This is a genomic window from Enterobacter sp. 725m/11, assembly GCF_011683705.1.
Classification (GTDB): Bacteria; Pseudomonadota; Gammaproteobacteria; order Enterobacterales; family Enterobacteriaceae; genus Enterobacter; species Enterobacter bugandensis.
The window spans coordinates 1-21,696 of the sequence record NZ_JAAQOK010000066.1 but is presented as its reverse complement, the minus strand read 5'-3'; the positions used below and the strand labels follow the sequence as shown (position 1 = coordinate 21,696).

The window sequence follows — 21,696 nt, the reverse complement described above, 5'->3', positions numbered from 1 at the left end:
TCCGTCGTCGGCAGCGTCAGATGTGTATAAGAGACAGCGATTACGCCACGTTGTTTACAGCCAGGATGTGACCCATGAGCACTTTGCCCTCTGTCGTGAGTCGGTTTATTGAGTACTACGCCGCACTGGATAGCCAGCCGCCGACCGCGCTGGTCGGGCTTTACCATTCGAATGCCACCCTTATCGATCCGTTCGGCGAGCACAACGGTATTTTCGCGCTTCAGCGCTATTTCACCCATCTGCTGGCAAACGTCGAGAAGTGCCGTTTTGTCATCGATCCGCCGCTGTGCAGCGGGAACCGGTTTGTTGTCACCTGGGTAATGCACTGGTCGCATCCGCGCATTGCCGGAGGCGAGCCGCTTGAACTGCCCGGATGTTCGGTGGTGGACACCGAAAACAATCTCATCACGCGTCAGCGGGACTTCTACGATGCGGGAGAGATGATCTACGAACACCTCCCTCTGCTGGGCTGGGCGGTACGCGGCGTGAAGCGGAGGGTCAAATCATGAAGACGGTGCTGATTACCGGCGCAAGCTCGGGCATCGGCGCGGGGCTGGCGAAGTCCTTTGCCGCTGACGGCTACCACGTGATTGCCTGCGGGCGCGATCCGGCGCGTCTGGAAGTTTTGCATCAGACCTGCCCCAGTCTCACCGTTCGCCCGTTCGATATGACAGACAGGGATGCCTGTCGCCAGGCGCTGAGCGGCGTTTACGCCGATCTGGTTATTCTCTGCGCCGGTACCTGCGAATATCTCGACGGCGGCGTGGTGGATGCGGCGCTGGTGGAGCGGGTCATGACCACCAATTTTCTCGGGCCAGTGAACTGCCTGGCCGCGCTGCAGCCGCAGCTGGTTGCCGGTAACCGCGTGGTGCTGGTGAGCTCGATGGCTCACTGGCTTCCCTTCCCGCGGGCAGAGGCCTACGGCGCGTCCAAAGCGGCGCTGAGCTGGTTTGCCGACAGTCTGCGTCTGGACTGGGAGCCAAAGGGGATTGCCGTGACGGTCGTCTCTCCGGGATTTGTCGATACCCCACTGACGCGCAAAAACGATTTTGCCATGCCGGGTAGGGTGAGCGTTGACGAAGCGGTCAAGGCGATCCGTACCGGGCTGGCAAAGGGCAAAATGCATATCGCGTTTCCGGCCGGGTTTGGCCTTATTTTGCGGCTGCTCTCCGGGCTGCCCGCATTTTTGCAGCGCACGCTGCTGCGCAGGATGGTGCGCTCATGAACATTGCAATTATCGGCAGCGGCATCGCCGGGTTGACCTGCGCCTGGCGGCTGGCAGGGCATCATCAGGTAACCCTGTTTGAAGCGGGCACCACGCCCGGCGGCCATACCGCGACGGTTGACGTCTCAACGCCCCAGGGCACATACGCGATCGATACCGGGTTTATTGTCTACAACGACCGCACCTATCCGCGCTTTATGGGTCTGCTCAGCGAGCTCGGCATCAGCGGGCAAAAAACACAGATGAGCTTTTCAGTACACAACCCCGAGACGGGGCTTGAGTACAACGGCCACACGCTGACGTCGCTGTTTGCCCAGCGCCGAAACCTGGTAAATCCGGCATTCTGGCGGCTGCTCGGTGACATCGTCCGCTTTAACCGCCTGGCGAAACAGGCCCTTGAAGGGGAAGTCGATCCGAACGCCACGCTGCAGACGTTTCTGGACCAGCACGGCTTCACACCGTTTTTTGCGCGCCACTACATTCTGCCGATGGGGGCCGCGATCTGGTCGTCGTCGCTGCAGGAGATGAAGCGTTTCCCGCTGCCGCTCTTCCTGCGCTTCTTTCATCACCACGGCCTGCTGGATATCACCCAGCGTCCGCAGTGGTACGTGGTGCCGGGCGGCTCACGGGAGTATATCCGCGCCATGCTGGAAAAACTGGGCGACCGCCTGACGCTGCGCCTGAACGCGCCTGTTCTGCGGGTGAGCCGCCACGCGCACGGGGTCACGCTCCAGCTTGAAAACGGCAGCCACACCTTCGACCAGGTGATATTTGCCTGCCACTCCGCCCAGGCGCTGGCCATGCTTGAGGATCCTACGCCCGCGGAGAGCGAAGTGCTGGGCGATATCGGCTGGCAGCGCAACGAGGTTGTTTTGCACAGCGATCCGCGCTGGCTGCCGGTGCGGCAGCGCGCCTGGGCCAGCTGGAACTACCGCCTGAGCGCGCAGGAGCAGGCCAGCGCCTGCGTCACCTACAACATGAACATTCTGCAGGGTCTGCCTGCGGGCAGCCCACTGTTCTGCGTCACCCTGAACCCGGACGAGTCGGTGGATGAACGCTTCGTCCTGCAACGCTTTGTCTATGAGCATCCGCTGTTTAACCCGCAAAGCTGGCATGCGCAGGCGCGCCGTGGGGAGATCAACGGTAATCACCGGAGCTGGTTCTGCGGCGCTTACTGGTACAACGGTTTTCATGAAGACGGCGTGCGCAGCGCGCTGGACGTTGTCAATGAAATAGCCGCCGGGGAGGGGAACTGACATGAACAGCTGCCTCTATCACGGCGTATTGCGCCACCGCCGCCTTCAGCCGAAAACGCATGAATTCAGCTACGGCGTTTTTATGGCCTGGCTGGATCTTGATGAACTGCCGCTGCTGGCATCCGTCGGCGTGCGGCGCAACCGCTTTGCCGCCGCCGCGTTCCATGACGCGGACTATCCGCTCGGCACGCCGCTTAAAGAGAACGTGCTGAACAGGCTGGAGAGCCTGACCGGGGAACGTCCCGCAGGGCGGGTCATGCTTCTGACGCAGCTGCGCTACTTCGGGTTTCATTTCAATCCGGTCAATTTTTACTACTGCTATGACCAGGAAAACACGCTTCGCTGGGTGTTGGCGGAGGTGCGCAACACGCCGTGGAACGAGCGCCATTATTACGCGGTCGACGGGCAAAATGCCCGGCCCACGGAAAAAGCGTTTCACGTTTCCCCCTTCAACCCGATGGACATGGTCTACCACTGGCGCTTCAACAACCCGGACAACACATTGCATATGCACATTGAAAATCATCAGGAGGCGAAGGTCTTTGACGCCACGCTGGCCCTGCGCCGGGAGCCTCTGACCCGCCCGGCGCTGCGCGCGCTGCTGCTGCGCATCCCGCTGATGACTCTGAAAACCGTTTTCGCCATTTACTGGCAGGCGCTGAGGCTATGGCTCAAGCGCGTGCCGCTGTATAACCATCCCGTCAGCAGGAGTGAACGCTCATGACCGATCCCGTCTTTGCGCTAGAACCCGATATCCCGCGCAACGTCCGCATCGCGCGATGGCTGCTGTTTCGTCTGTTAAGCGGCATTCGCGGCGGCTCACTCACCCTGCGTGAAGGGGCGCAGACCTTCCATTTTGGCGAGACATCCTCCGCGCTGCACGCCGACGTGCAGATCCTCACGCCCGGCGTCTACTGGCGCGTCTTAACGGGCGGGAGCCTTGCCGCCGCAGAAGCCTGGATGGACGGCGAATGGGAGACTGCGCAGCTTACGCCGCTTCTGCAAATCCTGGCCCTCAACGGCGAGGTGCTTGGTCGTCTGGAGAACGGGTTCCGGCTGCTTGGCCGACCGCTGGAGCGGCTGCGCCACTGGACGCGGCGCAACTCTCGTACCCAGGCCCGCGAAAATATTGCCGCCCATTACGATCTGGGCAACGCTTTCTATGCCCATTTTCTGGATAAGGAACTGCTTTACTCCAGCGCACTGTTTACCGCGGACGAGCAGGATCTGACGGCGGCTCAGCAGGCCAAAATGGCTCGCCTGTGCGAGCAGCTGGCGCTAAACCCGGGTGATCACCTGCTGGAAATTGGCACCGGCTGGGGGGCGATGGCGGAATACGCCGCCCGTCACTACGGCTGTCGGGTGACCACTACCACGCTGTCGCAGGAGCAATATATCTGGGCGACCGAGCGCATTGCCCGCGCCGGGCTGCAGGATCGGGTTGAGGTACTGCTCTGCGACTATCGCGACCTCACCGGGCAGTACGACAAGCTGGTCTCGATAGAGATGATTGAAGCCGTCGGGCAACGCTATCTGCCCACGTTCTTCCGTACCTGTCAGGCGCGGCTGCGCCCCGGTGGACGGATGGCGATTCAGGCCATCACCATCCAGGACCAGCGCTACCGCGACTACAGCAAAAGCGTCGATTTTATCCAGCGCTACATTTTCCCCGGCGGCTTCCTGCCGAGCATTACGGCGATGAACGAGCTGATGACGCGCCACACCGATTTCGTGGTGCGCAATCTCTTCGACATGGGACCGGACTACGCCCGCACGCTGGCCCACTGGCGGCAGCGCTTTGTCCACGCCTGGCAGGAGATTGAAAAGCTTGGCTTTGATGAACGCTTTCGCCGCATGTGGCTGTACTACTTCGGCTACTGCGAAGCCGGGTTTAACGCCCGAACTATCAGCGTGGTGCAGCTGACCGCCGAGCGCGTATGAGACGCTACCTTCAGGTCTTTCTGCTGGCCGTCGCGTTCGATCTCTACTGGGCGCTGGTAGTGCTGTTTCGCGAACAGGGCCTGATTATCTGGCTCGGGCTGGCGATCCTGGCGTGCCTGCTCTTGCCGTCAGCATACCGTCTTTACGCCATTGGGCTGGCCGCGGCGGGCAGCCTGCTGGATGCGCTCTGGGCGCTGACGGGGCTGATTGCCTTCACGGGCGACTCCCTGATGCCACTCTGGATGGTGGCATTGTGGTTGATGTTCGCCGTGGTCTGGACGCAGCTTGCGCGTACCACCACGTTACCCGGCTGGCTGCTGACCCTGCTGGCGGCCGTGGGAGGCCCGGTGGCCTACCTGATTGGCGAGCGGTTGGGCGCCATCACGTTTCTGGAGCCAACCTTTATCGTCGTCAGCTGGATGGCGCCGGGCTGGCTGGTGCTGATGCTGTTTTTCCACCTGCTAATGGGGAGACAAAAATGAGGGCTGCGGTTCTGCTGTTTTGGCTCATGCTGGTTGTTCCTGGTGCTCAGGCCGCCGACTGGCTGGCCTGGCGCAAGGTGGGCGACGCCACGCTGACCTGGGGGCCGTTCACGGTCTATACCTCTCAGCTCCGCACGCCGGATGGCCGTTACAGCCGGGACGATCAGGATCAGGCGCTGATTATTACCTACGCGCGCGACATAGATCGCGATGAACTGGTTGAGGCGACCCGCGACCAGTGGCAGGCGCAGGGGATCCTGACGCAGGAACCGCAAAGTGAAGCCTGGCTAAGGATGCTCCAGTCCCTGTGGCCGGATGTCCGACCGGGTTCACAGCTGGCTTTTGTTCTCAACGATAAGCAGGGGCAGTTCTGGTACCGCGCGTCGTCGGCGCAAAAATCTTTTATTCCGCTCGGTCCGCGCCAGTCAGAAGCGTTCAGCACCCGCTTTCTGGCCATCTGGCTCGATCCCCGCACGCAATATCCTGAGCTGCGTCAGCAGCTAATCGGAGGCAAAAAATGAAACGAATCCTGACGCTGGCGCTGGCATTCACGATGCTGCTGGCCGGCTGCAGTACGGAGGTGTCCGAGTATCGTCAGCAGCAGCCGCGGCTTGATATCTTCCACTACTTCCAGGGCAAAACCGAAGCGTGGGGCATGGTGCAGGATCGCAGCGGCAAGCAGATCCGCCGCTTTCACGTTGAGATTGCCGGGGACGTCATCGGCGATACGCTGACGCTGAACGAGCGCTTCGTTTACGACGACGGCGAGAAGCAGCAGCGGGTATGGCACATTCGCCGCGTGGGGAACGACCGCTACGAGGGAACGGCAGGTGATATTGAAGGGATTGCCACCGGGCAGGCCGCAGGCAACGCCTTTAACTGGCATTACAGCATGAACGTGAAGGCCAACGGCAAAACGTGGCTGCTAAACTTTGATGACTGGATGTACCTGCAGGATGAGACGCATCTGTTCAATAAAACCGAGATGAAGAAATTTGGCGTCACCGTCGCCACGGTGACGCTGTTCTTTACCCGGAATACGGAAGCTTAGTCGCGAACATCGCCGGTTTTGCTGCTGGAGTAAATGAAGTACAGGGCAATCCCCAGACACACCACCGCGCCCAGACGGCTCGGTGAAAACGGAATAGCGGGATTGTTCAACCAGCCAAAGTTATCTATCAGCATGCTCATGGCGAGCTGGCCGAATATCACCGCCACCGTGGCGACGGCGGTGCCGATGCGCTGCACGGCGAGCACCATGATCACAATGTAGGGCACGCCGAACATCGCCCCGAGAAGCTGCCATTTCGGCACGTCCAGCAGCGTGACCGTCTGCTTAGGCTCAAAGAAGAAAATGAGCAGGGCGGTCACCAGCGCGCCGACGGAAAACGTCAGAAACGCGCTCTTGAAAACGCCCACGCTGCTGCCGAGCTGTCCATTAATTGCGGCCTGTATGCTCAGCGTCGCGCCGCCGCAGATGGCGAGAATTATCATCATCAGTGTCATGTGTTTACCCCTTTGCGACCAGTACCAGTGCGGCAATAATAAAAACCAGCGCCACGATGCGTCTTGCGTTTATCTTCCTGTGCGGCGTACCCAGCAGGCCAAAGTGGTCAATGATCAGGCTTTTAAAAACCTGACCTGCCAGAATGCCGATCATCGTCAGAGCGATGCCGATAGCGGGGGTGGCGATAGTCAGAATGACAACGTAAACAGGACCCAGCACGCCGCCAAGCAGCTGCCAGCCGGGCTGTGCGAAAAACGACGGACCGTTGCGCGGGCTGAAAAACAGCATCAGCAGAAAGGTCAGCGCGGCGCCGACCCCGAAAATGCTGAACGTGGCCCATAAATCGCCTACTTCTCCCCCTAACGGCCCCAGCAAACCCGCCTCGACGGAGAGGCCCATCCCGCCGGCAATCACCAGTAAAATCAATACAAACTGCATTATGCTTCCTCCATTATCAGGCGAAGAAGATTACGTCGGTAGACATGTGAGAAAAATGCCATAATGCAGGAAACACCTTTGCAGGAAATGCATTAATGTCAGATGCCGGAAGCATGAACCTTCGCTCACTGTTGCTGTTTATTGCCGTCTATGAAACGCAGAACTTTTCCGTCGTTGCGCGACGGGAGGGAATTTCTGCCTCGCAGGTGTCGCGGATTATTCATCAGCTTGAGGACGCGCTCGGCCAGCAGCTGTTCTATCGCAATACCCGGGCGGTGATCCCCACGGAAAACGGGCATCTTTTTATCCGCTATGCCCGGGCGATGGTGGATAACTTCGAAGAGGCGCGTCGGGAGCTGGATGAACGTTCGACCGAACCCTCCGGCACGGTACGCATTAACGGGCCGGTATTTTTTGGACAGAGGCACGTTGCACCCGGCCTGGCAGGCCTGGCCGAGCGTTATCCACGGTTAACCATAGAGCTGACGCTGACCGATGACTTTATCGACCCGCACCGGGATGCCGCCGACCTCATTTTTCGCATCGGCACGCTGACGGACTCGACGTTCCACGCCCGCATCTTCGGGCAGCAGCGCTACCATCTTGCCGCGTCGCCCGCGTATCTGCGTCAACACGGCGTACCGGCCGACCCGGCCGAGCTGAGCCAGCATAAATGCCTGGTGTATCGCGGTTCGTCTGGCCCTAATCGCTGGCTTGTGCGACGCAAGGGGGAGAATTGGGTGCACTATCCCGTCGCGCCGCTGATGACGTCCAATAATGCGGAGTCGCTGCTCATTGCCGCGCTGGGTGGAATGGGGATCGTCCTGTTTCCGGACTGGCTGATTGGCGACAGGCTGCAGCGGGGGGAGCTGGTCGCTCTTATGCCGGAAATGGCGTGCGCTATCAATACGGAGCCGCTGAATATTGCGGCGATCTATCCTCACGCACGTCATCCGCCCCTGAACGTCAGGGCGGTGATTGATTATTACGTGGCGTTTTTCGGCTCGCCGCCGTACTGGCAAACGTAAGGCAATTACGCGCCGAGCTCCTTGCGGATAATTTCTGCGCCGGCGCTGAGCGCTTTCAGCTTACCGTTAGCCACCTGACGGGAGAGGGGAGCCATGCCGCAGTTGGTTGAGGGGTAAAGCTTGTCGGCGTCGACGAACTGCAGCGCTTTACGCAGGGTGTCGGCGACCTCTTCTGGCGTTTCGACGGTGTTGGTTGCCACGTCAATCGCCCCAACCATCACCTTTTTACCGCGAATCAGCTCCAGCAGATCCATCGGTACGCGGGAGTTGTGGCACTCCAGGGAAATGATGTCGATGTTAGAGGTTTGCAGCTTAGGGAAGGCCTCTTCATACTGGCGCCATTCTGAGCCGAGCGTCTTTTTCCAGTCGGTATTGGCCTTGATGCCGTAGCCGTAGCAGATGTGTACCGCGGTTTCGCATTTCAGACCCTCAATGGCGCGCTCGAGTGCGGCGATACCCCAGTCGTTGACCTCATCAAAAAAGACGTTAAACGCCGGCTCGTCGAACTGGATAATATCCACGCCCGCGGCTTCTAATTCGCGCGCCTCCTGGTTGAGGATTTTGGCGAATTCCCAGGCCAGCTTTTCGCGGCTTTTATAATGCGCGTCGTAAAGGGTGTCGATCATGGTCATTGGCCCAGGCAGGGCCCATTTGATCGGCTTGTCCGTGAGCTGGCGCAGGTATTTTGCATCGTCCACGAATACCGGCTTCTGACGCGCAACGGCAGAAACCACGGTCGGCACGCTGGCGTCGTAGCGGTTACGAATGCGCACGGTTTGGCGATTTTCAAAATCGACGCCGCTCAGGTGTTCAATAAAGGTGGTGACGAAGTGCTGACGGGTCTGTTCCCCGTCGCTGACAATATCGATTCCCGCACGGATCTGCTCGTCAAGGGACAGGCGCAGTGCATCCTGTTTACCTGCCAGTAATTCCTGATCCTGCAATTTCCACGGAGACCAGAGCGTTTCAGGTTGCGCAAGCCAGGTCGGCTTAGGCAGGCTGCCAGCCGTAGACGTCGGGAGCAATGTTTTCATAATAAAAGACCTTTTTTGATGAATTAAAGCGTGTAGTTATCAGACCACTGCTCGAGAATGTGTTTATAAGGCTTAATGAAATATTCTTCGGTAAATCGACCCTGTTCAATCGCCAACCGGCTTCGCTCTTCGCGGTCATAAACAATTTTGGTTAATGAATGATCCTGCTGGTTCAGGTCCGGGCGATAAAACAGTCCCGCCGCCGAGTTCGCGTTATAAATTTCCGGGCGATAGATTTTCTGGAACGTTTCCATCGTGCTGATGGTGCCGATCAGTTCCAGATCGGTGTAATCGCTCAGCAAGTCTCCGGTAAAGAAGAACGCGAAAGGCGCCACGCTGTTCTCAGGCATGAAGTAGCGGACCTTCAGGCCCATTTTGGCGAAGTACAGTTCCGTTAACGATTCGCCATCCGGCGCGTACTCAATACCCAGAACAGGGTGCTGGTTACCGGTGCGGCGATAGGTGTCTTTGCTCGAGACGCTCAGGCAGATCACCGGGCCCTTTCTGAAGTTCTCTTTGTATTCCGGCGAGTTCACAAAATGGCGGAAAATATTGCCGTGCAGTTCGCCAAACTTTTCCGGAATACTGAAGTGCTGCTGGTTCTTGTTGTGCTCCAGCAGCAGGACGCTGAAATCATAATCCCGCACGTAAGAGGAGAAGTTATTCCCGACAATGCCTGCGATACGCTGGTTATTTTTTTTGTCGACAATATACGTCTGCAAAATCTCGATGGCCGGGAACGGCTTTTCCGCGCCAATGTTCAAATCGACAGAGATGATTTCAAGCTCAACCGCGTAGCGATCGGCGGTCGGGTTATCCCAACGCGCCAGGGCGTTAAAGCGGTTGTTGATCATCACCAGCGTATTGCGCAGGTTTTCCTGACGTTTTTCCCCACGCGCCAGGTTGGCAAAGTTGGTGGTTGTACGCGTATTTTCTGACGGGTTGTAATTCTCATCGAAGCAACTGCGCTTAAGGGTATATGTGAAAGCTTTGCTCATTGTGGTTATGCATCCTAAGTTCATGTTGCTAAGAAGTTACTAATGCATAATTTATGCCTGAGCCCGCGGCGTAGGGGAAGTGACTTAATTTCAATGCAACATGAGCGAAGTTCATGAAGTGTAATGCTCGCGGTGTTGCTGCCTTTCTTGCCGGGTGGCGCTGCGCTTACACGGCCTACGATTCTCCTAATGTCGCACTCTTTACTCAATTCCCGCTATAATCCCCAAAATTTCCAACCGGTTTAGAAACGATCATGACAAAACTCACCTTACAAGAGCAGATGCTGAAAGCGGGCCTGGTCAGCAGCAAGAAAGCGGCGAAAGTGCAGCGCACGGCAAAGAAATCACGCGTTCAGGCACGTGAGGCTCGGGAAGCGGTAGAAGAGAACAAGAAGGCGCAGATCGAGCGAGACAAGCTGCTGAGCGAGCAGCAGAAGCAGGCCGTACTCGCTAAAGAGTTTAAAGCGCAGGTGAAGCAGCTGATCGAGATGAACCGCATCACCGTGGCGAAGGGTAACATCACCTTTAACTTCACCGACGGTAATCTGATCAAAAAAATTGAGGTCGACAAGCAGACGCAAACCCAGCTGATCAACGGCCGTCTGGCCATTGCGCGCCTGGTGCTCAATGCAAACGGCGATTGTGAATACGCGATCATTCCGGCGGTGGTGGCTGATAAAATTGCCCAGCGCGATGCCGACAGCATCGTGTTAAACAGCGCGCTCAGTCAGGAAGAGCACGACGAAGACGATCCGTACGCGGACTTCAAAATTCCTGACGATTTGATGTGGTAAACCGCGTTCAAAACGGGGCGGCGTGGCGGGCGTTAACCGGCTCTCCGCTCACGGGATGAATAAAATTCAGCTCGCTGGCATGCAGCATCAGCCGGGGCGTTTCCTTAGCCCCCGGCGCGTCAAGACCGCCATACAGATCGCAGCCCAGAATAGGGTGCCCCAGCTGTTGGCAGTGGATGCGCAGCTGGTGGGTTCGCCCGGTTTCCGGCGTCAGTTCCACCCGCGTTAACGGCACTCCTGTTCCCCGATAAAAACGTTCCACCACCCGATAGCGGGAACGGGCGGGTTTACCGTTGATGGCGCAGATCGACATCAGCGGGAACAGCGCCGGGTCTTTGGCAATGGGCGCGTCTATTATTCCCTCGTCGTTTCCCAGATGTCCATAAAGCAGGGCGCTGTAGACTTTCTCCACGCTGCGCTGGCTGAACTGCTGGCAAAGCGCCGCATTGATGGCCTTATTGCGCGCAACCACCATCAGCCCGGACGTGCCGAAATCCAGACGATGTACCAGCGTGCAGCCGGGGAACGTCTGGACCAGACGATAATGGACAGAATCGAGGTTTTGCGGGTTTTTGCCCGAGAGGCTGAGCAGGCCGGAAGGCTTATTAATCAGCAGCAGATGATCATCCTGCCAGAGGATCTCAATGTCGTCGTGACACGGTGGGGCAATAAAAGAATCGATAATCGCAGACATCAGGCCGCCCAGCTGGAGAGTGGATGCGGATGATAGCGAAATGCGGGGAAAAGAAAAACCCTCCCACCGGGCGGTGAGAGGGGGAAATCTTACGCGGCTACCAGGCTGTCGATGGCGGCTTTCGCGTCGGTCTGCGCTTTGGTCGCCACTTCAGGACCGTAAGCGATGCCTTCCGCGAACACAAAGTTCACGTCGGTAATGCCGATGAAGCCCAGGAACAGGCTCAGGTACGGCGCAACCAGGTCAGTTGGGGTATCTTTATGGATACCGCCACGGCTGGTCAGGACGATCGCACGCTTGCCTTTTACCAGACCTTCCGGGCCGTTCTCGGTGTAGCGGAAGGTTACGCCAGCGCGCGCCACCAGGTCGAAGTAATTCTTCAGCTGGGTAGGAATGTTGAAGTTGTACATTGGGGCGTTGATGACGATAACGTCGTGCGCCTGCAGCTCAGCAATCAGCTCGTCGGACAGGGCCAGGGCTTCCTGCTGACGCGGGGACAGTGGCGCATCGCTTGGGCGCAGCGCGCCAACCAGCTCGCCGTCCAGGACAGGAATGGGGTTTGCTGCCAGGTCACGCACGGTGATTTCGTCTGCAGAATGCTGTTCACGCCATTGTTCAACGAAGTAATCAGACAGCTGACCAGACTGAGAGTACCCTGCCAGAATACTGGATTTCAAAACTAATACTTTGCTCATGGGTGATTCCTGTTGTTGCATTTGATTGAAGGGGGGTGCCCCGTTGCTTGTTGACACTTTATTCACAATCCTGCCACAGAGATAGCGCAATATATCGAAGCCTATGTTCGAATTTTTTGAATAAGGCGCTAAAAGCGTCAATGTGGTACTCTATAGCAATCATTAAAAAGAGATTTTATCCGGCAGAGCACTGCCCGTTAACGCTATGACAGAACAACCCAAAATCACCTTCCCGATGCTCCTGCAACAGCTTGATTCCCTGATGCTGCGCGATAAACAGCGGTTTTCCCGCCGGCTGCACGGCGTGAAGAAGGTTAAAAATCCTGATGCACAACAGGCCATTTACCAGGAGATGGCCAAAGAGATTGAACAGGCGGCAGGGAAGGTTGTGCTGCGCGAAGCCGCGCGTCCTGCGATCACCTACCCGGAAAACCTGCCCGTCAGTCAGAAGAAACAGGACATCCTTGAGGCCGTCCGCGATCACCAGGTGGTGATTGTCGCGGGGGAAACCGGTTCAGGTAAAACCACCCAGCTGCCGAAAATCTGTATGGAGCTGGGCCGCGGGGTGAAGGGGCTGATTGGCCACACCCAGCCGCGTCGTCTGGCGGCGCGCACCGTGGCGAACCGTATTGCCGAAGAGCTGCAGTCGGAGCCGGGCGGCTGCATCGGCTACAAGGTACGATTCAGCGACCACGTCAGCGACAACACCATGGTCAAGCTGATGACGGACGGTATCCTGCTGGCGGAAATACAGCAGGACCGCCTGCTGATGCAGTACGACACCATCATCATCGATGAAGCGCACGAGCGCAGCCTGAACATCGACTTCCTGCTTGGCTATCTTAAAGAGCTGCTGCCGCGTCGCCCTGATCTGAAAATCATCATTACCTCCGCGACCATCGACCCGGAGCGCTTCTCAAAACACTTCAACAATGCGCCGATTATTGAAGTGTCGGGCCGCACCTATCCGGTGGAAGTGCGCTATCGCCCGATTGTGGAAGAGGCGGACGATACCGAGCGCGATCAGCTGCAGGCCATCTTCGACGCCGTTGACGAGCTGGGCAACGAGAGCGCGGGCGACATCCTGATCTTCATGAGCGGCGAGCGCGAAATTCGCGATACTGCCGATGCGCTCAGCAAGCGCGACCTGCGCCACACTGAGATCCTGCCGCTGTATGCCCGCCTGTCCAACAGCGAACAGAACCGCGTCTTCCAGCCACACAGCGGACGCCGCATCGTGCTGGCGACCAACGTGGCGGAGACCTCGCTGACCGTACCGGGGATTAAATACGTGATCGACCCGGGCACGGCGCGCATCAGCCGCTACAGCTACCGCACCAAGGTTCAGCGCCTGCCGATTGAGCCGGTCTCCCAGGCGTCTGCTAACCAGCGTAAGGGCCGCTGCGGCCGCGTGTCGGAAGGGATCTGTATTCGTCTTTATTCCGAAGACGATTTCCTGTCGCGCCCGGAGTTTACCGACCCGGAAATTCTGCGCACCAACCTGGCGTCCGTTATCCTGCAGATGACCGCGCTGGGGCTGGGCGACATCGCGGCGTTTCCGTTTGTGGAAGCGCCGGACAAGCGCAACATTCAGGACGGCGTGCGTCTGCTGGAAGAGCTCGGGGCGATTACCACCGACGAGCAGGCGAGCATCTATAAGCTGACACCGCTGGGCCGCCAGCTCAGCCAGCTGCCGGTCGACCCGCGCCTGGCGCGCATGGTGTTGGAAGCGCAAAAGCACGGTTGCGTGCGCGAGGCGATGATCATCACCTCGGCGCTCTCCATTCAGGACCCGCGCGAGCGTCCGATGGACAAACAGCAGGCGTCGGACGAAAAGCACCGTCGCTTCCACGACAAAGAGTCCGATTTCCTCGCCTTTGTGAACCTGTGGAACTACCTCGGCGAGCAGCAGAAAGCGCTCTCCTCGAACCAGTTCCGCCGCCAGTGCCGCGTGGATTTCCTTAACTACCTGCGCGTGCGTGAATGGCAGGATATCTACACCCAGCTGCGCCAGGTGGTGAAAGAGCTGGGCATTCCGGTGAACAGTGAACCGGCGGAGTACCGTGAAATTCACATCGCGCTGCTGACTGGCCTGCTGTCCCATATCGGGATGAAGGATGCGGATAAGCAGGAATATACCGGCGCGCGTAACGCGCGTTTCTCCATCTTCCCGGGTTCCGGCTTGTTCAAGAAGCCGCCGAAGTGGACCATGGTCGCGGAACTTGTAGAAACCAGCCGCCTGTGGGGGCGCATTGCCGCGCGCATCGACCCTGAATGGGTTGAGCCGGTGGCGCAGCACCTGCTGAAACGCTCGTACAGCGAGCCGCACTGGGAGCGCGCGCAGGGCGCGGTGATGGCGACCGAAAAAGTGACCGTTTACGGCCTGCCGGTGGTCGCCGCGCGTAAGGTCAACTACAGCCAGATCGATCCGGCGCTCAGCCGCGAGCTGTTTATCCGCCACGCGCTGGTGGAGGGGGACTGGCAGACGCGCCACGCGTTCTTCCGTGAAAACCTGAAGCTGCGCGCCGAGGTGGAAGAGCTTGAGCACAAGTCCCGACGCCGCGACATTCTGGTGGACGATGAGGCGCTGTTTGAGTTTTACGACCAGCGCATCAGCCATGATGTGATCTCCGCCCGCCACTTTGACAGCTGGTGGAAGAAGGCCAGCAAAGCGACGCCGGACCTGCTCAACTTCGAAAAGAGCATGCTGATTAAAGAGGGGGCGGAGTCGGTCAGCAAGCTCGACTACCCGAACTTCTGGCATCAGGGCAACCTCAAGTTGCGTCTGACCTACCAGTTTGAACCGGGCACCGACGCGGACGGCGTAACCGTCCACATTCCGCTGCCGCTGTTAAACCAGGTCGACGAGAGCGGGTTTGAGTGGCAAATCCCCGGCCTGCGCCGCGAGCTGGTGATTGCGCTGATCAAATCCCTGCCGAAACCGGTGCGGCGCAATTTTGTGCCAGCGCCAAATTATGCGGAAGCGTTTCTGGGCCGCGTCACGCCGCTGGAACTGCCGCTGCTGGACGCGCTAGAGCGTGAGTTCCGCCGCATGACCGGCACCACCATCGACCGCGAAGACTGGAACTGGGATCAGGTGCCCGATCACCTGAAAATCAGCTTCCGCGTGGTGGATGATAAAAACAAAAAGCTGCTGGAAGGGCGTTCCCTCAGCGAGCTGAAAGAGGCGCTGAAAGGCAAAGTTCAGGAGACGCTTTCTGCGGTGGCGGACGACGGCATCGAGCAGAGCGGGCTGCATATCTGGAGCTTTGGCCAGCTTCCGGAAAGCTACGAGCAGAAGCGCGGCAACTATAAGGTCAAAGCCTGGCCGGCGCTGGTGGACGAACGTGACAGCGTGTCGATCAAACTGTTTGATAACCCGCAGGAACAGCAGCAGATGATGTGGCGCGGGCTGCGCCGCCTGCTGCTGCTCAACATCCCGTCGCCCATCAAGTATCTGCACGAGAAGCTGCCGAACAAAGCCAAGCTGGGGCTCTACTTTAACCCGTACGGCAAAGTGCTGGATCTGATTGACGACTGCATCTCCTGCGGCGTGGACAAGCTGATCCACGAGGCGGGCGGCCCGGTCTGGACGGAAGAAGGTTTTGCGAAGCTGCATGACAAGGTTCGCGCCGAGCTGAACGACACCGTGGTGGAGATAGCCAAACAGGTCGAGCAGATCCTCACCGCCGTGTTCAATATCAACAAGCGCCTGAAGGGGCGCGTGGATATGACCATGGCGCTGGGGCTGTCGGACGTGAAGGCGCAGATGGCGGGACTGGTGTACCGCGGCTTTGTCACCGGCAACGGCTTTAAGCGTCTGGGCGATACGCTGCGCTATCTGCAGGCGATTGAAAAACGGCTGGAGAAAATGGCGATCGATCCGCACCGCGATCGCGCGCAGATGCTGAAGGTCGAAAGCGTGCAGCAGGCGTGGCAGCAGTGGTTAAACAAGCTGCCGCCGGCGCGCCGCGACGATGAAGATGTGCAGGAGATCCGCTGGATGATCGAGGAGCTGCGTGTCAGCTTCTTTGCCCAGCAGCTCGGTACGCCGTATCCGATTTCGGATAAACGTATATTGCAGGCGATGGAGCAGATTTCCGCTTAACGTCCTTGCCCGGTTTTCTCCCTCTCCCACAGGGAGAGGGTCGGGCTGATGCCTTCACCCATTCACAATCGCCAGCGTAAACCCATCCCATCCCTTAACCCCCACCGTTTGCAGTGCGGTGGCGGTTAAGCGCGGGTTATCCCCCGTCATCTCGATAAAACGCCGCACGCCCAGCACGCGCGCGTCGTCGCTTTGCCCGTTAATGACCTCGCCGTCGCGGACCACGTTATCGCCGATAATCACCGTGCCGGGACGGGAATAGTGCAGCGCCCACTCCAGATAGCCGGGATTGTTTGGCTTATCGGCATCAATAAAGATCAGGTCGAACGGCGGAACGTCACCGAAATTCTCCAGCGAGTTCAGCGCCGGGCCTTCAATTAATTCAATACGATCGTTCAGCCCCGCGAGGCGAATATTCTGGCGGGCAACATCAGCATGCGTTGGGTCCGCCTCGAGCGTAATCAGCTTTCCGTCCGGCGGCAGGGCGCGCGCCATCCAGATAGAGCTATAGGCACCCAGCGTACCGATCTCAAGAATGCGTCTTGCCTGCGTCATGCGCACGAACAGCGCCAGCAGCTGTCCCTGATTGGCCGCAACATCGTGTTCGGGTAGCCCGGCGCGTTTATTGTTCTCAAGAACCTTCTGTAGAACCTCATCCTCAGGGATAAGCGAAGAAATCATGTAATTATCTACTGCAGACCATTGTTGTTGCATAGATTGACTCCTTAAGAGGGATTGCCGGGTGGTGGCTACGCCTTACCCGGCCTACGGGTGCGAAATGCAGGTCCGGTAAGCAAAGCGCCACCGGGCAGGTTTTCAGGCACTGACCCATCCTCCGCCCAGTGCTTTATACAAATCAATCTGCGCCAGCAGCAGGTTATTTTTGACCTGCACCACGCTGGTCTGGACCGAGTACAGCGTGCGCTGCGCGTCCAGCACGTCAAGATAGGATGAATAACCGTTGCGATAGCGGTTCTGCGCAATGCGCAGCGTCTCCCGGGCCACATCCTGCTGGGCAAGCAGCTCCGTCAGCTGTTCCTGATAGCGCGTAATGGCATCAAGGCTGTTGTTCACTTCGGCAAACGCGTTACGCACGGTTTTTTCATACGCATACAGCGCCTGGTTACGCTGGGACTGGGAAATATCCACCTGCGCGTTCAGCGCCTGGCGGTTCAGCAGCGGGGCGAGAATGCTGCCGCCTGCGCTCCAGAGCTGGAGCGGGTTATCCAGCAGGCCGGAAAGGGTGCGATCCTGGATCGATCCGGTTGCGGTCAGATTGATCGACGGCAGCAGGCTGGCGCGTGACGCGGCAAGCGAGGCATCAGCCGCGACCAGCTGTCGCTCAGCCTGCACGATATCCGGCCGACGATTCAGTAGCGTGGAGGGCAGCTGTGACGGCAGCGTGAGCGGCGTCAGCGCCGCAAAGCTTTCGCTACGCGCTACCGCACCGGGATTGCTTCCCAGCAGCAGGCTCAGGGCATTCTCCTGCTGCGCAATCTGATGCCGCAGCACGGGCACCTGCGCTCGCGTTGAGCGAAGCTCGGAATCCGACTGCATCAGCTCCAGGCGCGAACTGTAGCCCGTCTCAAGCTGGCGTTTGGCAAGCTTAAACGCCTCTTCGCGCGATTTCAGCGTGGATTCGGTCACGCGCAGCTGTTCATCAAGCGAGAGCAGAGTGACGTACCCGGAGGCAACGGACGAGGCGACGGTGAGATCCGCAGCCGCGGCGGCGGCTTTTTGCGCCTCCAGCGAGGCTTCGGCGGCATTGGCCGCGCTGCGGTTGACGCCCCAGATATCAACATCATAGCTCGCCGTCAGGCTGCCTCTGTACAGCGTGCTGTAAACCGGCAACCCGGTGGCGGCGGATTGAGAACGGGCGCGCGTCCCGGTTACGCCCGCGTCGAGCGAAGGAAACAGGCTGCCGTCGGCGGCAAAGACCCGCGCCTGATACTCGTTAATTCGTTCCCGCGCGATCAGCACGTCGCTGTTGTTTTTTAGCGCCTGGTCCACATAGCGGTTGAGGTTGTTGTCATGAAAATTGCGCCACCAGAGTTGCTCCGCCGGGCTGGCCGGGCCGGAGGCGGCTCTCCACTGCGCAGGGATGTGAAGCGTCGGCTGCGCCGGTTTTACGTCGACGGACTGGCATCCGGCCAGCGTAACCGCCAGCACCAGAGCGGCTGTCGGGCGAAGGATCATGGCTTCGCCTCCCGCGTATCGATCGTCACCTGGACCGACATACCCGGACGCAGCAGCGCAGACTCTTCAGGCTTACCGAGCACCTCAATGCGCACCGGAATACGCTGGGCAATTTTGACAAAGTTCCCGGTGGCGTTATCCGGTGTAATCGCGCTGAATTCAACCCCGGTCGCCGGCGAGATGCTCTCTACGCGGCCCTGATACGCTTTGTTGTTTAAGGCATCGACGGTAAACTTCACCGGCTGACCGACGCGCAGCTCCGCCAGCTGGGTCTCTTTGATGTTGGCAATCACCCAGTGCTGCGGCGGTACCAGCGTAGTGAGGTGCGTTCCGGCGGTCACGTACGCGCCGAGACGCACGGCAATCTGGCCGAGCTGGCCGTCGCGCGGGGCGATAATGCGGGTGTTTTGCAGGTCAATCTGCGCCAGCTCCAGCGCCGCTTTGGCGTTTTCAACATCTGCCTCCAGCGCGCCGCGGTTCACAATCACCGTCTGCAGATCCTGACGCGACATCTCAAGCGAGGCTTTCGCCTGGTCGATATCTGCGCTGCCCTGAGCCGCACTGGCCAGCGCGGCATCGCGCTCACGAATGGAAAGCGACCCATCCGCCGTCAGATCCTTCACGCGCTTTAAATCCGCCTGGGTTTTCAGGCTCTGGGCGCGGGCATTTTTCAGCGCGGCTTCATTTTTGGCAATGGTCGCTTCGGCGCTTTTCCGCTGCTGCAGGTTGTTATTCAGCGCGGCTATTTTCATCGCCAGCTGCGCCTCGGCCTGATGGACGCGCTGACGATAGATGCGGTCATCGATCTGCAACAGCAGATCGCCTTTTTTGACCTGCACAAAGTCCTGAACCTTCACCTCGGTGATATAGCCGTTTACCTGGGGGCTGATGAACGTCGTCTGGCCGCGCACGTAGGCGTTGTCAGTAAACTGCGCGTGGCGGGTAAACGGCGGCAGCTGCCAGGCGTAAAGAATGACCAGCACGCCGACAATACCGATGGCAGCGGCGGTGAAAACGGAAACAATGCGCACATTTTTGCGGGTGTTGGCCTGCTCTTTGGCGGCATCCTGCTGACTCATAAACTCTCCAGAAATATTACAATTATTTGTTGCCGGTGGCGTTCTTCAGCGCCATACGGGCAGTAATGCGCAGGCGCAGCAAGCGCCATAAAATCCAGACCAGCGTGGCGGCAGCGATGCTTGCCGTCAGCAGATAAGTATCGTTATAGGCCAGAATATTTGCCTCAAGGGTGGTCACCGTCTGTAGCTGGGTAATGGCCTGCGTTCCCAGCAGCGTACTGTCGCCAATCAGGCTTTTATACATCTGGGTATAAAGCTGAATCCGCTCGTTGACCAGCGGGTTAAGCGTGGTGAGCTGATCCGCCAGCAGGCTGGAGTGGTATTTCTCGCGCCAGGTCTGGAAGGTGCCGAGAATCGCCGATCCCAGCAGGCCGCCGAGGTTCTGGCTCATGCCAAACATGACCGAAAAGCTGACCAGGTTACGCGGGTCGGCAATGACCCCGCCAATGGCGGCCAGCATGGCGGGCGCCAGGAAGAAGGCGCTGCCGAAGCCCAGCAGGAACTGGCTGACCATCAGCTGATCCGGGCGTGTCAGGTTATTGGACTGGCTGTCCAGCAGCGAGGCAACAATCATCAGCGCCAGAGAGGTGATAATCGGCCACGCCAGCTTTGTGGGCTTGATGGTGAGGCAGCTGGTGACGATCCCGCAGACGATCCCGGCGAAAATGGACCACGCCAGATGGGTCATCTGCTCATTCTGTAACCCCACGTACTGCAGCCAGCCGATGACGCCGGTATTTTGCTCCGCCAGCACGATGCGGATCAGCAGCATGATCAGCCCCAGGCGAACGATGCTGCCGCTCGACAGCCAGCGGGTGTTCAGCAGCGGGTTGGCGCGGTTATGTTCAAACACGATGGCGGAAACAATCAGCACCAGCGATAGCGCCAGCGACCAGCCGATCCACGGCGCCTCGAACCACCAGTCAAGACGGCCTAAAGAGAGCACGGCGCAGAGCAGGGCCATTCCGGGAGCCAGTAAAAAGAAGGTGACAAAGTCTTTCTTCTCGAAGACCTTGCGTCGGTCACCCGGCGGCAGTTTTAAGGCGATTACGCAGGCTAGGGAGATCAGCGCCAGCCCCAGTTCAAAGAAATAGAGCCCGCGCCACTCGTCCAGCTGGAGAAGCTCAGTGGAAAACAGACGCGCCAGCGGAATAGCGAGCGACGATCCGGTGATCCCGATGGTAAGCGCCTTCAGGCGATGCTTCGCAGGCCAGGCCTGGATTTGGTAGTAAATCCCCAGCGAGCTGAGCGCGGCGGCCACCATCCCGTGCGCGGCGCGTACCATCAGCGCGGAGCTGAGGTCGTTAACGAACAGGTGGAAAAAGGTGACCAGCACGTACAGCACCAGAAAACCTTCCGTAAAGGCGCGCAGGCCGTACTGTTGACGAAATTTGACCAGCAGCAGGTTAATGGAGATGTTGGTCATCACATAGACTGCGGGCAGCCAGGCGATTTCGGTCGACCAGGCCCCGAAGGTCCCCTGCAGGTTTTGCAGGTTGGCGGTGACCACCGCATTGCCCAGCGCCCCCGTCAGGCAAACCAGCAGCCCAACGACGCCATAGGCGACGCGTTTTGGCGTACTGTGCTCGGGGGTGGAAGGCGAACCCAGCAGGGCGGGTTTCTCATGGGGCTGCCACTCGCGAGGAGCATAAGGGTCGCGTTCGGGCAGGCGCATAACGTCATTACCTTAGAAATGATTGAATAATTAGCGGGCTAGCGATTCTACGTCTGCCGCAAATGATAATTCAAGTGAATATGATTTGCGCATGTTAATCAAATGTACGAAAGAAATTTAAGGAAAAAGAGCGGCCCGATGTCGCCGTTGTGTTGAGAACCTGAACTCGCTACCCTGAAGGGATAACGAGAAGGAGTTCATCATGGAACAGACCCATTTTCCCATCCTGCCGGATGCCACGCTGGCGGCCATCAATACTGTCGGTGAATGGCTGGCGCAGGACGACCTGAGCGGCAGCCGCCAGCCCCCGGACGTCGATGCGGTAATTCTGGCAGGGAACGCGGTGATCCCGACCATTGAGGCAGCCTGCCGTATTGCCGCGCAGCGAGAAATCCCGCTCCTGATTAGCGGCGGTATTGGTCATTCAACCGCGTTTTTATATTCAGCTATCGGCAATCATCCGCGTTATCACACCTTACAAGTCGAAGGGCGGGCCGAAGCGAGCATTCTTGCCGACCTGTCTCTTATACACATCTCCGATCCCCC

The 21,696-nt window shown here is 58.7% G+C and carries 21 protein-coding genes and 1 pseudogene; 12 read left to right on the top strand and 10 right to left on the bottom strand.

The annotated features are described in order from the left end of the window. Positions 1–74: 74 nt before the first annotated feature. The 8 genes from HBA26_RS20835 to HBA26_RS20800 are packed head-to-tail and all read left to right on the top strand — an operon-like array spanning position 75 to position 5,955. Positions 75–509, top strand: a complete 435-nt coding sequence (locus HBA26_RS20835) for a nuclear transport factor 2 family protein (RefSeq protein WP_041910128.1) — start codon at positions 75–77, stop codon at positions 507–509. After that, positions 506–1,225: an SDR family NAD(P)-dependent oxidoreductase gene (locus HBA26_RS20830; RefSeq protein ID WP_126346072.1), complete on the top strand. Its 720-nt coding sequence runs from the start codon at positions 506–508 to the stop codon at positions 1,223–1,225. Before HBA26_RS20835 ends, HBA26_RS20830 begins: the two co-directional genes overlap by 4 nt. After that, entirely contained in the window at positions 1,222–2,481 is a 1,260-nt protein-coding gene (locus tag HBA26_RS20825; RefSeq protein WP_126346073.1) for an FAD-dependent oxidoreductase, read from the top strand. Before HBA26_RS20830 ends, HBA26_RS20825 begins: the two co-directional genes overlap by 4 nt. Before the next feature lies 1 nt (position 2,482). Further along, positions 2,483–3,205, top strand: coding sequence for a DUF1365 domain-containing protein (locus HBA26_RS20820; protein ID WP_045630379.1), 723 nt, complete (start codon positions 2,483–2,485; stop codon positions 3,203–3,205). Then, entirely contained in the window at positions 3,202–4,422 is a 1,221-nt protein-coding gene (locus HBA26_RS20815) for a cyclopropane-fatty-acyl-phospholipid synthase family protein (RefSeq protein ID WP_126346074.1), read from the top strand. The genes HBA26_RS20820 and HBA26_RS20815 overlap by 4 nt, the downstream gene beginning before the upstream one ends. Continuing rightward, a complete protein-coding gene (locus tag HBA26_RS20810) occupies positions 4,419–4,904 on the top strand; it encodes a DUF2878 domain-containing protein (protein WP_028013061.1) in 486 nt (161 codons plus the stop codon). The genes HBA26_RS20815 and HBA26_RS20810 overlap by 4 nt, the downstream gene beginning before the upstream one ends. Then, positions 4,901–5,425 (top strand): hypothetical protein, encoded by a 525-nt coding sequence (locus HBA26_RS20805; protein WP_063942507.1) that lies wholly within the window; start codon positions 4,901–4,903, stop codon positions 5,423–5,425. The genes HBA26_RS20810 and HBA26_RS20805 overlap by 4 nt, the downstream gene beginning before the upstream one ends. Then, complete coding sequence (locus HBA26_RS20800; RefSeq protein WP_100170340.1) at positions 5,422–5,955, top strand: DUF3833 domain-containing protein; 534 nt, start codon at positions 5,422–5,424, stop codon at positions 5,953–5,955. Before HBA26_RS20805 ends, HBA26_RS20800 begins: the two co-directional genes overlap by 4 nt. Here HBA26_RS20800 and HBA26_RS20795 read toward each other — a convergent pair. Both HBA26_RS20795 and HBA26_RS20790 read right to left on the bottom strand, forming a co-directional pair. Further along, complete coding sequence (locus tag HBA26_RS20795; RefSeq protein WP_028013064.1) at positions 5,952–6,410, bottom strand: DMT family transporter; 459 nt, start codon at positions 6,408–6,410, stop codon at positions 5,952–5,954. The two genes, HBA26_RS20800 and HBA26_RS20795, sit on opposite strands and share 4 nt — an antisense overlap. A 4-nt stretch (positions 6,411–6,414) precedes the next feature. Next, entirely contained in the window at positions 6,415–6,849 is a 435-nt protein-coding gene (locus HBA26_RS20790; RefSeq protein ID WP_028013065.1) for a DMT family transporter, read from the bottom strand. Between the two features lie 95 nt (positions 6,850–6,944). On the opposite strand from HBA26_RS20790, the gene HBA26_RS20785 reads away from it, so the two are divergent. Continuing rightward, positions 6,945–7,877 carry a LysR family transcriptional regulator gene (locus tag HBA26_RS20785; protein ID WP_047365246.1) on the top strand — a complete coding sequence of 311 codons (933 nt, stop codon included), beginning with the start codon at positions 6,945–6,947 and terminating at the stop codon, positions 7,875–7,877. A gap of 5 nt (positions 7,878–7,882) precedes the next feature. Here HBA26_RS20785 and HBA26_RS20780 read toward each other — a convergent pair whose 3' ends face one another. Continuing rightward, positions 7,883–8,911: a methionine synthase gene (locus tag HBA26_RS20780; RefSeq protein ID WP_041910105.1), complete on the bottom strand. Its 1,029-nt coding sequence runs from the start codon at positions 8,909–8,911 to the stop codon at positions 7,883–7,885. 23 nt (positions 8,912–8,934) lie between these two features. Continuing rightward, on the bottom strand, positions 8,935–9,909 hold the full coding sequence (locus HBA26_RS20775; RefSeq protein WP_048956426.1) for a DUF1852 domain-containing protein: 975 nt from the start codon (positions 9,907–9,909) through the stop codon (positions 8,935–8,937). Between the two features lie 254 nt (positions 9,910–10,163). On the opposite strand from HBA26_RS20775, the gene HBA26_RS20770 reads away from it, so the two are divergent. After that, positions 10,164–10,703: a DUF2058 domain-containing protein gene (locus tag HBA26_RS20770; protein WP_088205400.1), complete on the top strand. Its 540-nt coding sequence runs from the start codon at positions 10,164–10,166 to the stop codon at positions 10,701–10,703. Positions 10,704–10,710: 7 nt separating this feature from the next. Here HBA26_RS20770 and HBA26_RS20765 read toward each other — a convergent pair whose 3' ends face one another. Next, positions 10,711–11,397, bottom strand: coding sequence for an RluA family pseudouridine synthase (locus tag HBA26_RS20765; protein WP_126346075.1), 687 nt, complete (start codon positions 11,395–11,397; stop codon positions 10,711–10,713). A gap of 89 nt (positions 11,398–11,486) precedes the next feature. After that, positions 11,487–12,092, bottom strand: coding sequence for an FMN-dependent NADH-azoreductase (gene azoR, locus HBA26_RS20760; RefSeq protein WP_008502313.1), 606 nt, complete (start codon positions 12,090–12,092; stop codon positions 11,487–11,489). Between the two features lie 205 nt (positions 12,093–12,297). Here azoR and hrpA point away from each other — a divergent pair, with 205 nt between their 5' ends. Then, positions 12,298–16,200 carry an ATP-dependent RNA helicase HrpA gene (hrpA, locus tag HBA26_RS20755; RefSeq protein ID WP_126346076.1) on the top strand — a complete coding sequence of 1,301 codons (3,903 nt, stop codon included), beginning with the start codon at positions 12,298–12,300 and terminating at the stop codon, positions 16,198–16,200. 54 nt (positions 16,201–16,254) lie between these two features. Here the strand turns inward: hrpA and HBA26_RS20750 are convergent, their stop codons facing one another. The 4 genes from HBA26_RS20750 to HBA26_RS20735 form a co-directional block, all read right to left on the bottom strand. After that, positions 16,255–16,914, bottom strand: coding sequence for an O-methyltransferase (locus HBA26_RS20750; RefSeq protein WP_047368505.1), 660 nt, complete (start codon positions 16,912–16,914; stop codon positions 16,255–16,257). A 102-nt stretch (positions 16,915–17,016) separates the two neighbouring features. Further along, complete coding sequence (locus HBA26_RS20745) at positions 17,017–18,396, bottom strand: efflux transporter outer membrane subunit (protein ID WP_126346077.1); 1,380 nt, start codon at positions 18,394–18,396, stop codon at positions 17,017–17,019. Continuing rightward, entirely contained in the window at positions 18,393–19,475 is a 1,083-nt protein-coding gene (locus HBA26_RS20740) for an HlyD family secretion protein (protein ID WP_063437349.1), read from the bottom strand. The genes HBA26_RS20745 and HBA26_RS20740 overlap by 4 nt, the downstream gene beginning before the upstream one ends. A gap of 22 nt (positions 19,476–19,497) precedes the next feature. Beyond that, complete coding sequence (locus HBA26_RS20735) at positions 19,498–21,150, bottom strand: MFS transporter (RefSeq protein WP_048959898.1); 1,653 nt, start codon at positions 21,148–21,150, stop codon at positions 19,498–19,500. 202 nt (positions 21,151–21,352) lie between these two features. Between HBA26_RS20735 and HBA26_RS20730 the strand changes: the two are divergent. After that, positions 21,353–21,696, top strand: a pseudogene (locus HBA26_RS20730) (YdcF family protein); the annotation flags it as partial.

Coding starts and splice junctions, on each gene's coding strand:
- HBA26_RS20835 (WP_041910128.1), top strand. CDS start 75: ATGAGCACTTTGCCCTCTGTCGTGAGTCGGTTTATTGAGTACTACGCC.
- HBA26_RS20830 (WP_126346072.1), top strand. CDS start 506: ATGAAGACGGTGCTGATTACCGGCGCAAGCTCGGGCATCGGCGCGGGG.
- HBA26_RS20825 (WP_126346073.1), top strand. CDS start 1,222: ATGAACATTGCAATTATCGGCAGCGGCATCGCCGGGTTGACCTGCGCC.
- HBA26_RS20820 (WP_045630379.1), top strand. CDS start 2,483: ATGAACAGCTGCCTCTATCACGGCGTATTGCGCCACCGCCGCCTTCAG.
- HBA26_RS20815 (WP_126346074.1), top strand. CDS start 3,202: ATGACCGATCCCGTCTTTGCGCTAGAACCCGATATCCCGCGCAACGTC.
- HBA26_RS20810 (WP_028013061.1), top strand. CDS start 4,419: ATGAGACGCTACCTTCAGGTCTTTCTGCTGGCCGTCGCGTTCGATCTC.
- HBA26_RS20805 (WP_063942507.1), top strand. CDS start 4,901: ATGAGGGCTGCGGTTCTGCTGTTTTGGCTCATGCTGGTTGTTCCTGGT.
- HBA26_RS20800 (WP_100170340.1), top strand. CDS start 5,422: ATGAAACGAATCCTGACGCTGGCGCTGGCATTCACGATGCTGCTGGCC.
- HBA26_RS20795 (WP_028013064.1), bottom strand. CDS start 6,410: ATGACACTGATGATGATAATTCTCGCCATCTGCGGCGGCGCGACGCTG.
- HBA26_RS20790 (WP_028013065.1), bottom strand. CDS start 6,849: ATGCAGTTTGTATTGATTTTACTGGTGATTGCCGGCGGGATGGGCCTC.
- HBA26_RS20785 (WP_047365246.1), top strand. CDS start 6,945: ATGTCAGATGCCGGAAGCATGAACCTTCGCTCACTGTTGCTGTTTATT.
- HBA26_RS20780 (WP_041910105.1), bottom strand. CDS start 8,911: ATGAAAACATTGCTCCCGACGTCTACGGCTGGCAGCCTGCCTAAGCCG.
- HBA26_RS20775 (WP_048956426.1), bottom strand. CDS start 9,909: ATGAGCAAAGCTTTCACATATACCCTTAAGCGCAGTTGCTTCGATGAG.
- HBA26_RS20770 (WP_088205400.1), top strand. CDS start 10,164: ATGACAAAACTCACCTTACAAGAGCAGATGCTGAAAGCGGGCCTGGTC.
- HBA26_RS20765 (WP_126346075.1), bottom strand. CDS start 11,397: ATGTCTGCGATTATCGATTCTTTTATTGCCCCACCGTGTCACGACGAC.
- azoR (WP_008502313.1), bottom strand. CDS start 12,092: ATGAGCAAAGTATTAGTTTTGAAATCCAGTATTCTGGCAGGGTACTCT.
- hrpA (WP_126346076.1), top strand. CDS start 12,298: ATGACAGAACAACCCAAAATCACCTTCCCGATGCTCCTGCAACAGCTT.
- HBA26_RS20750 (WP_047368505.1), bottom strand. CDS start 16,914: ATGCAACAACAATGGTCTGCAGTAGATAATTACATGATTTCTTCGCTT.
- HBA26_RS20745 (WP_126346077.1), bottom strand. CDS start 18,396: ATGATCCTTCGCCCGACAGCCGCTCTGGTGCTGGCGGTTACGCTGGCC.
- HBA26_RS20740 (WP_063437349.1), bottom strand. CDS start 19,475: ATGAGTCAGCAGGATGCCGCCAAAGAGCAGGCCAACACCCGCAAAAAT.
- HBA26_RS20735 (WP_048959898.1), bottom strand. CDS start 21,150: ATGCGCCTGCCCGAACGCGACCCTTATGCTCCTCGCGAGTGGCAGCCC.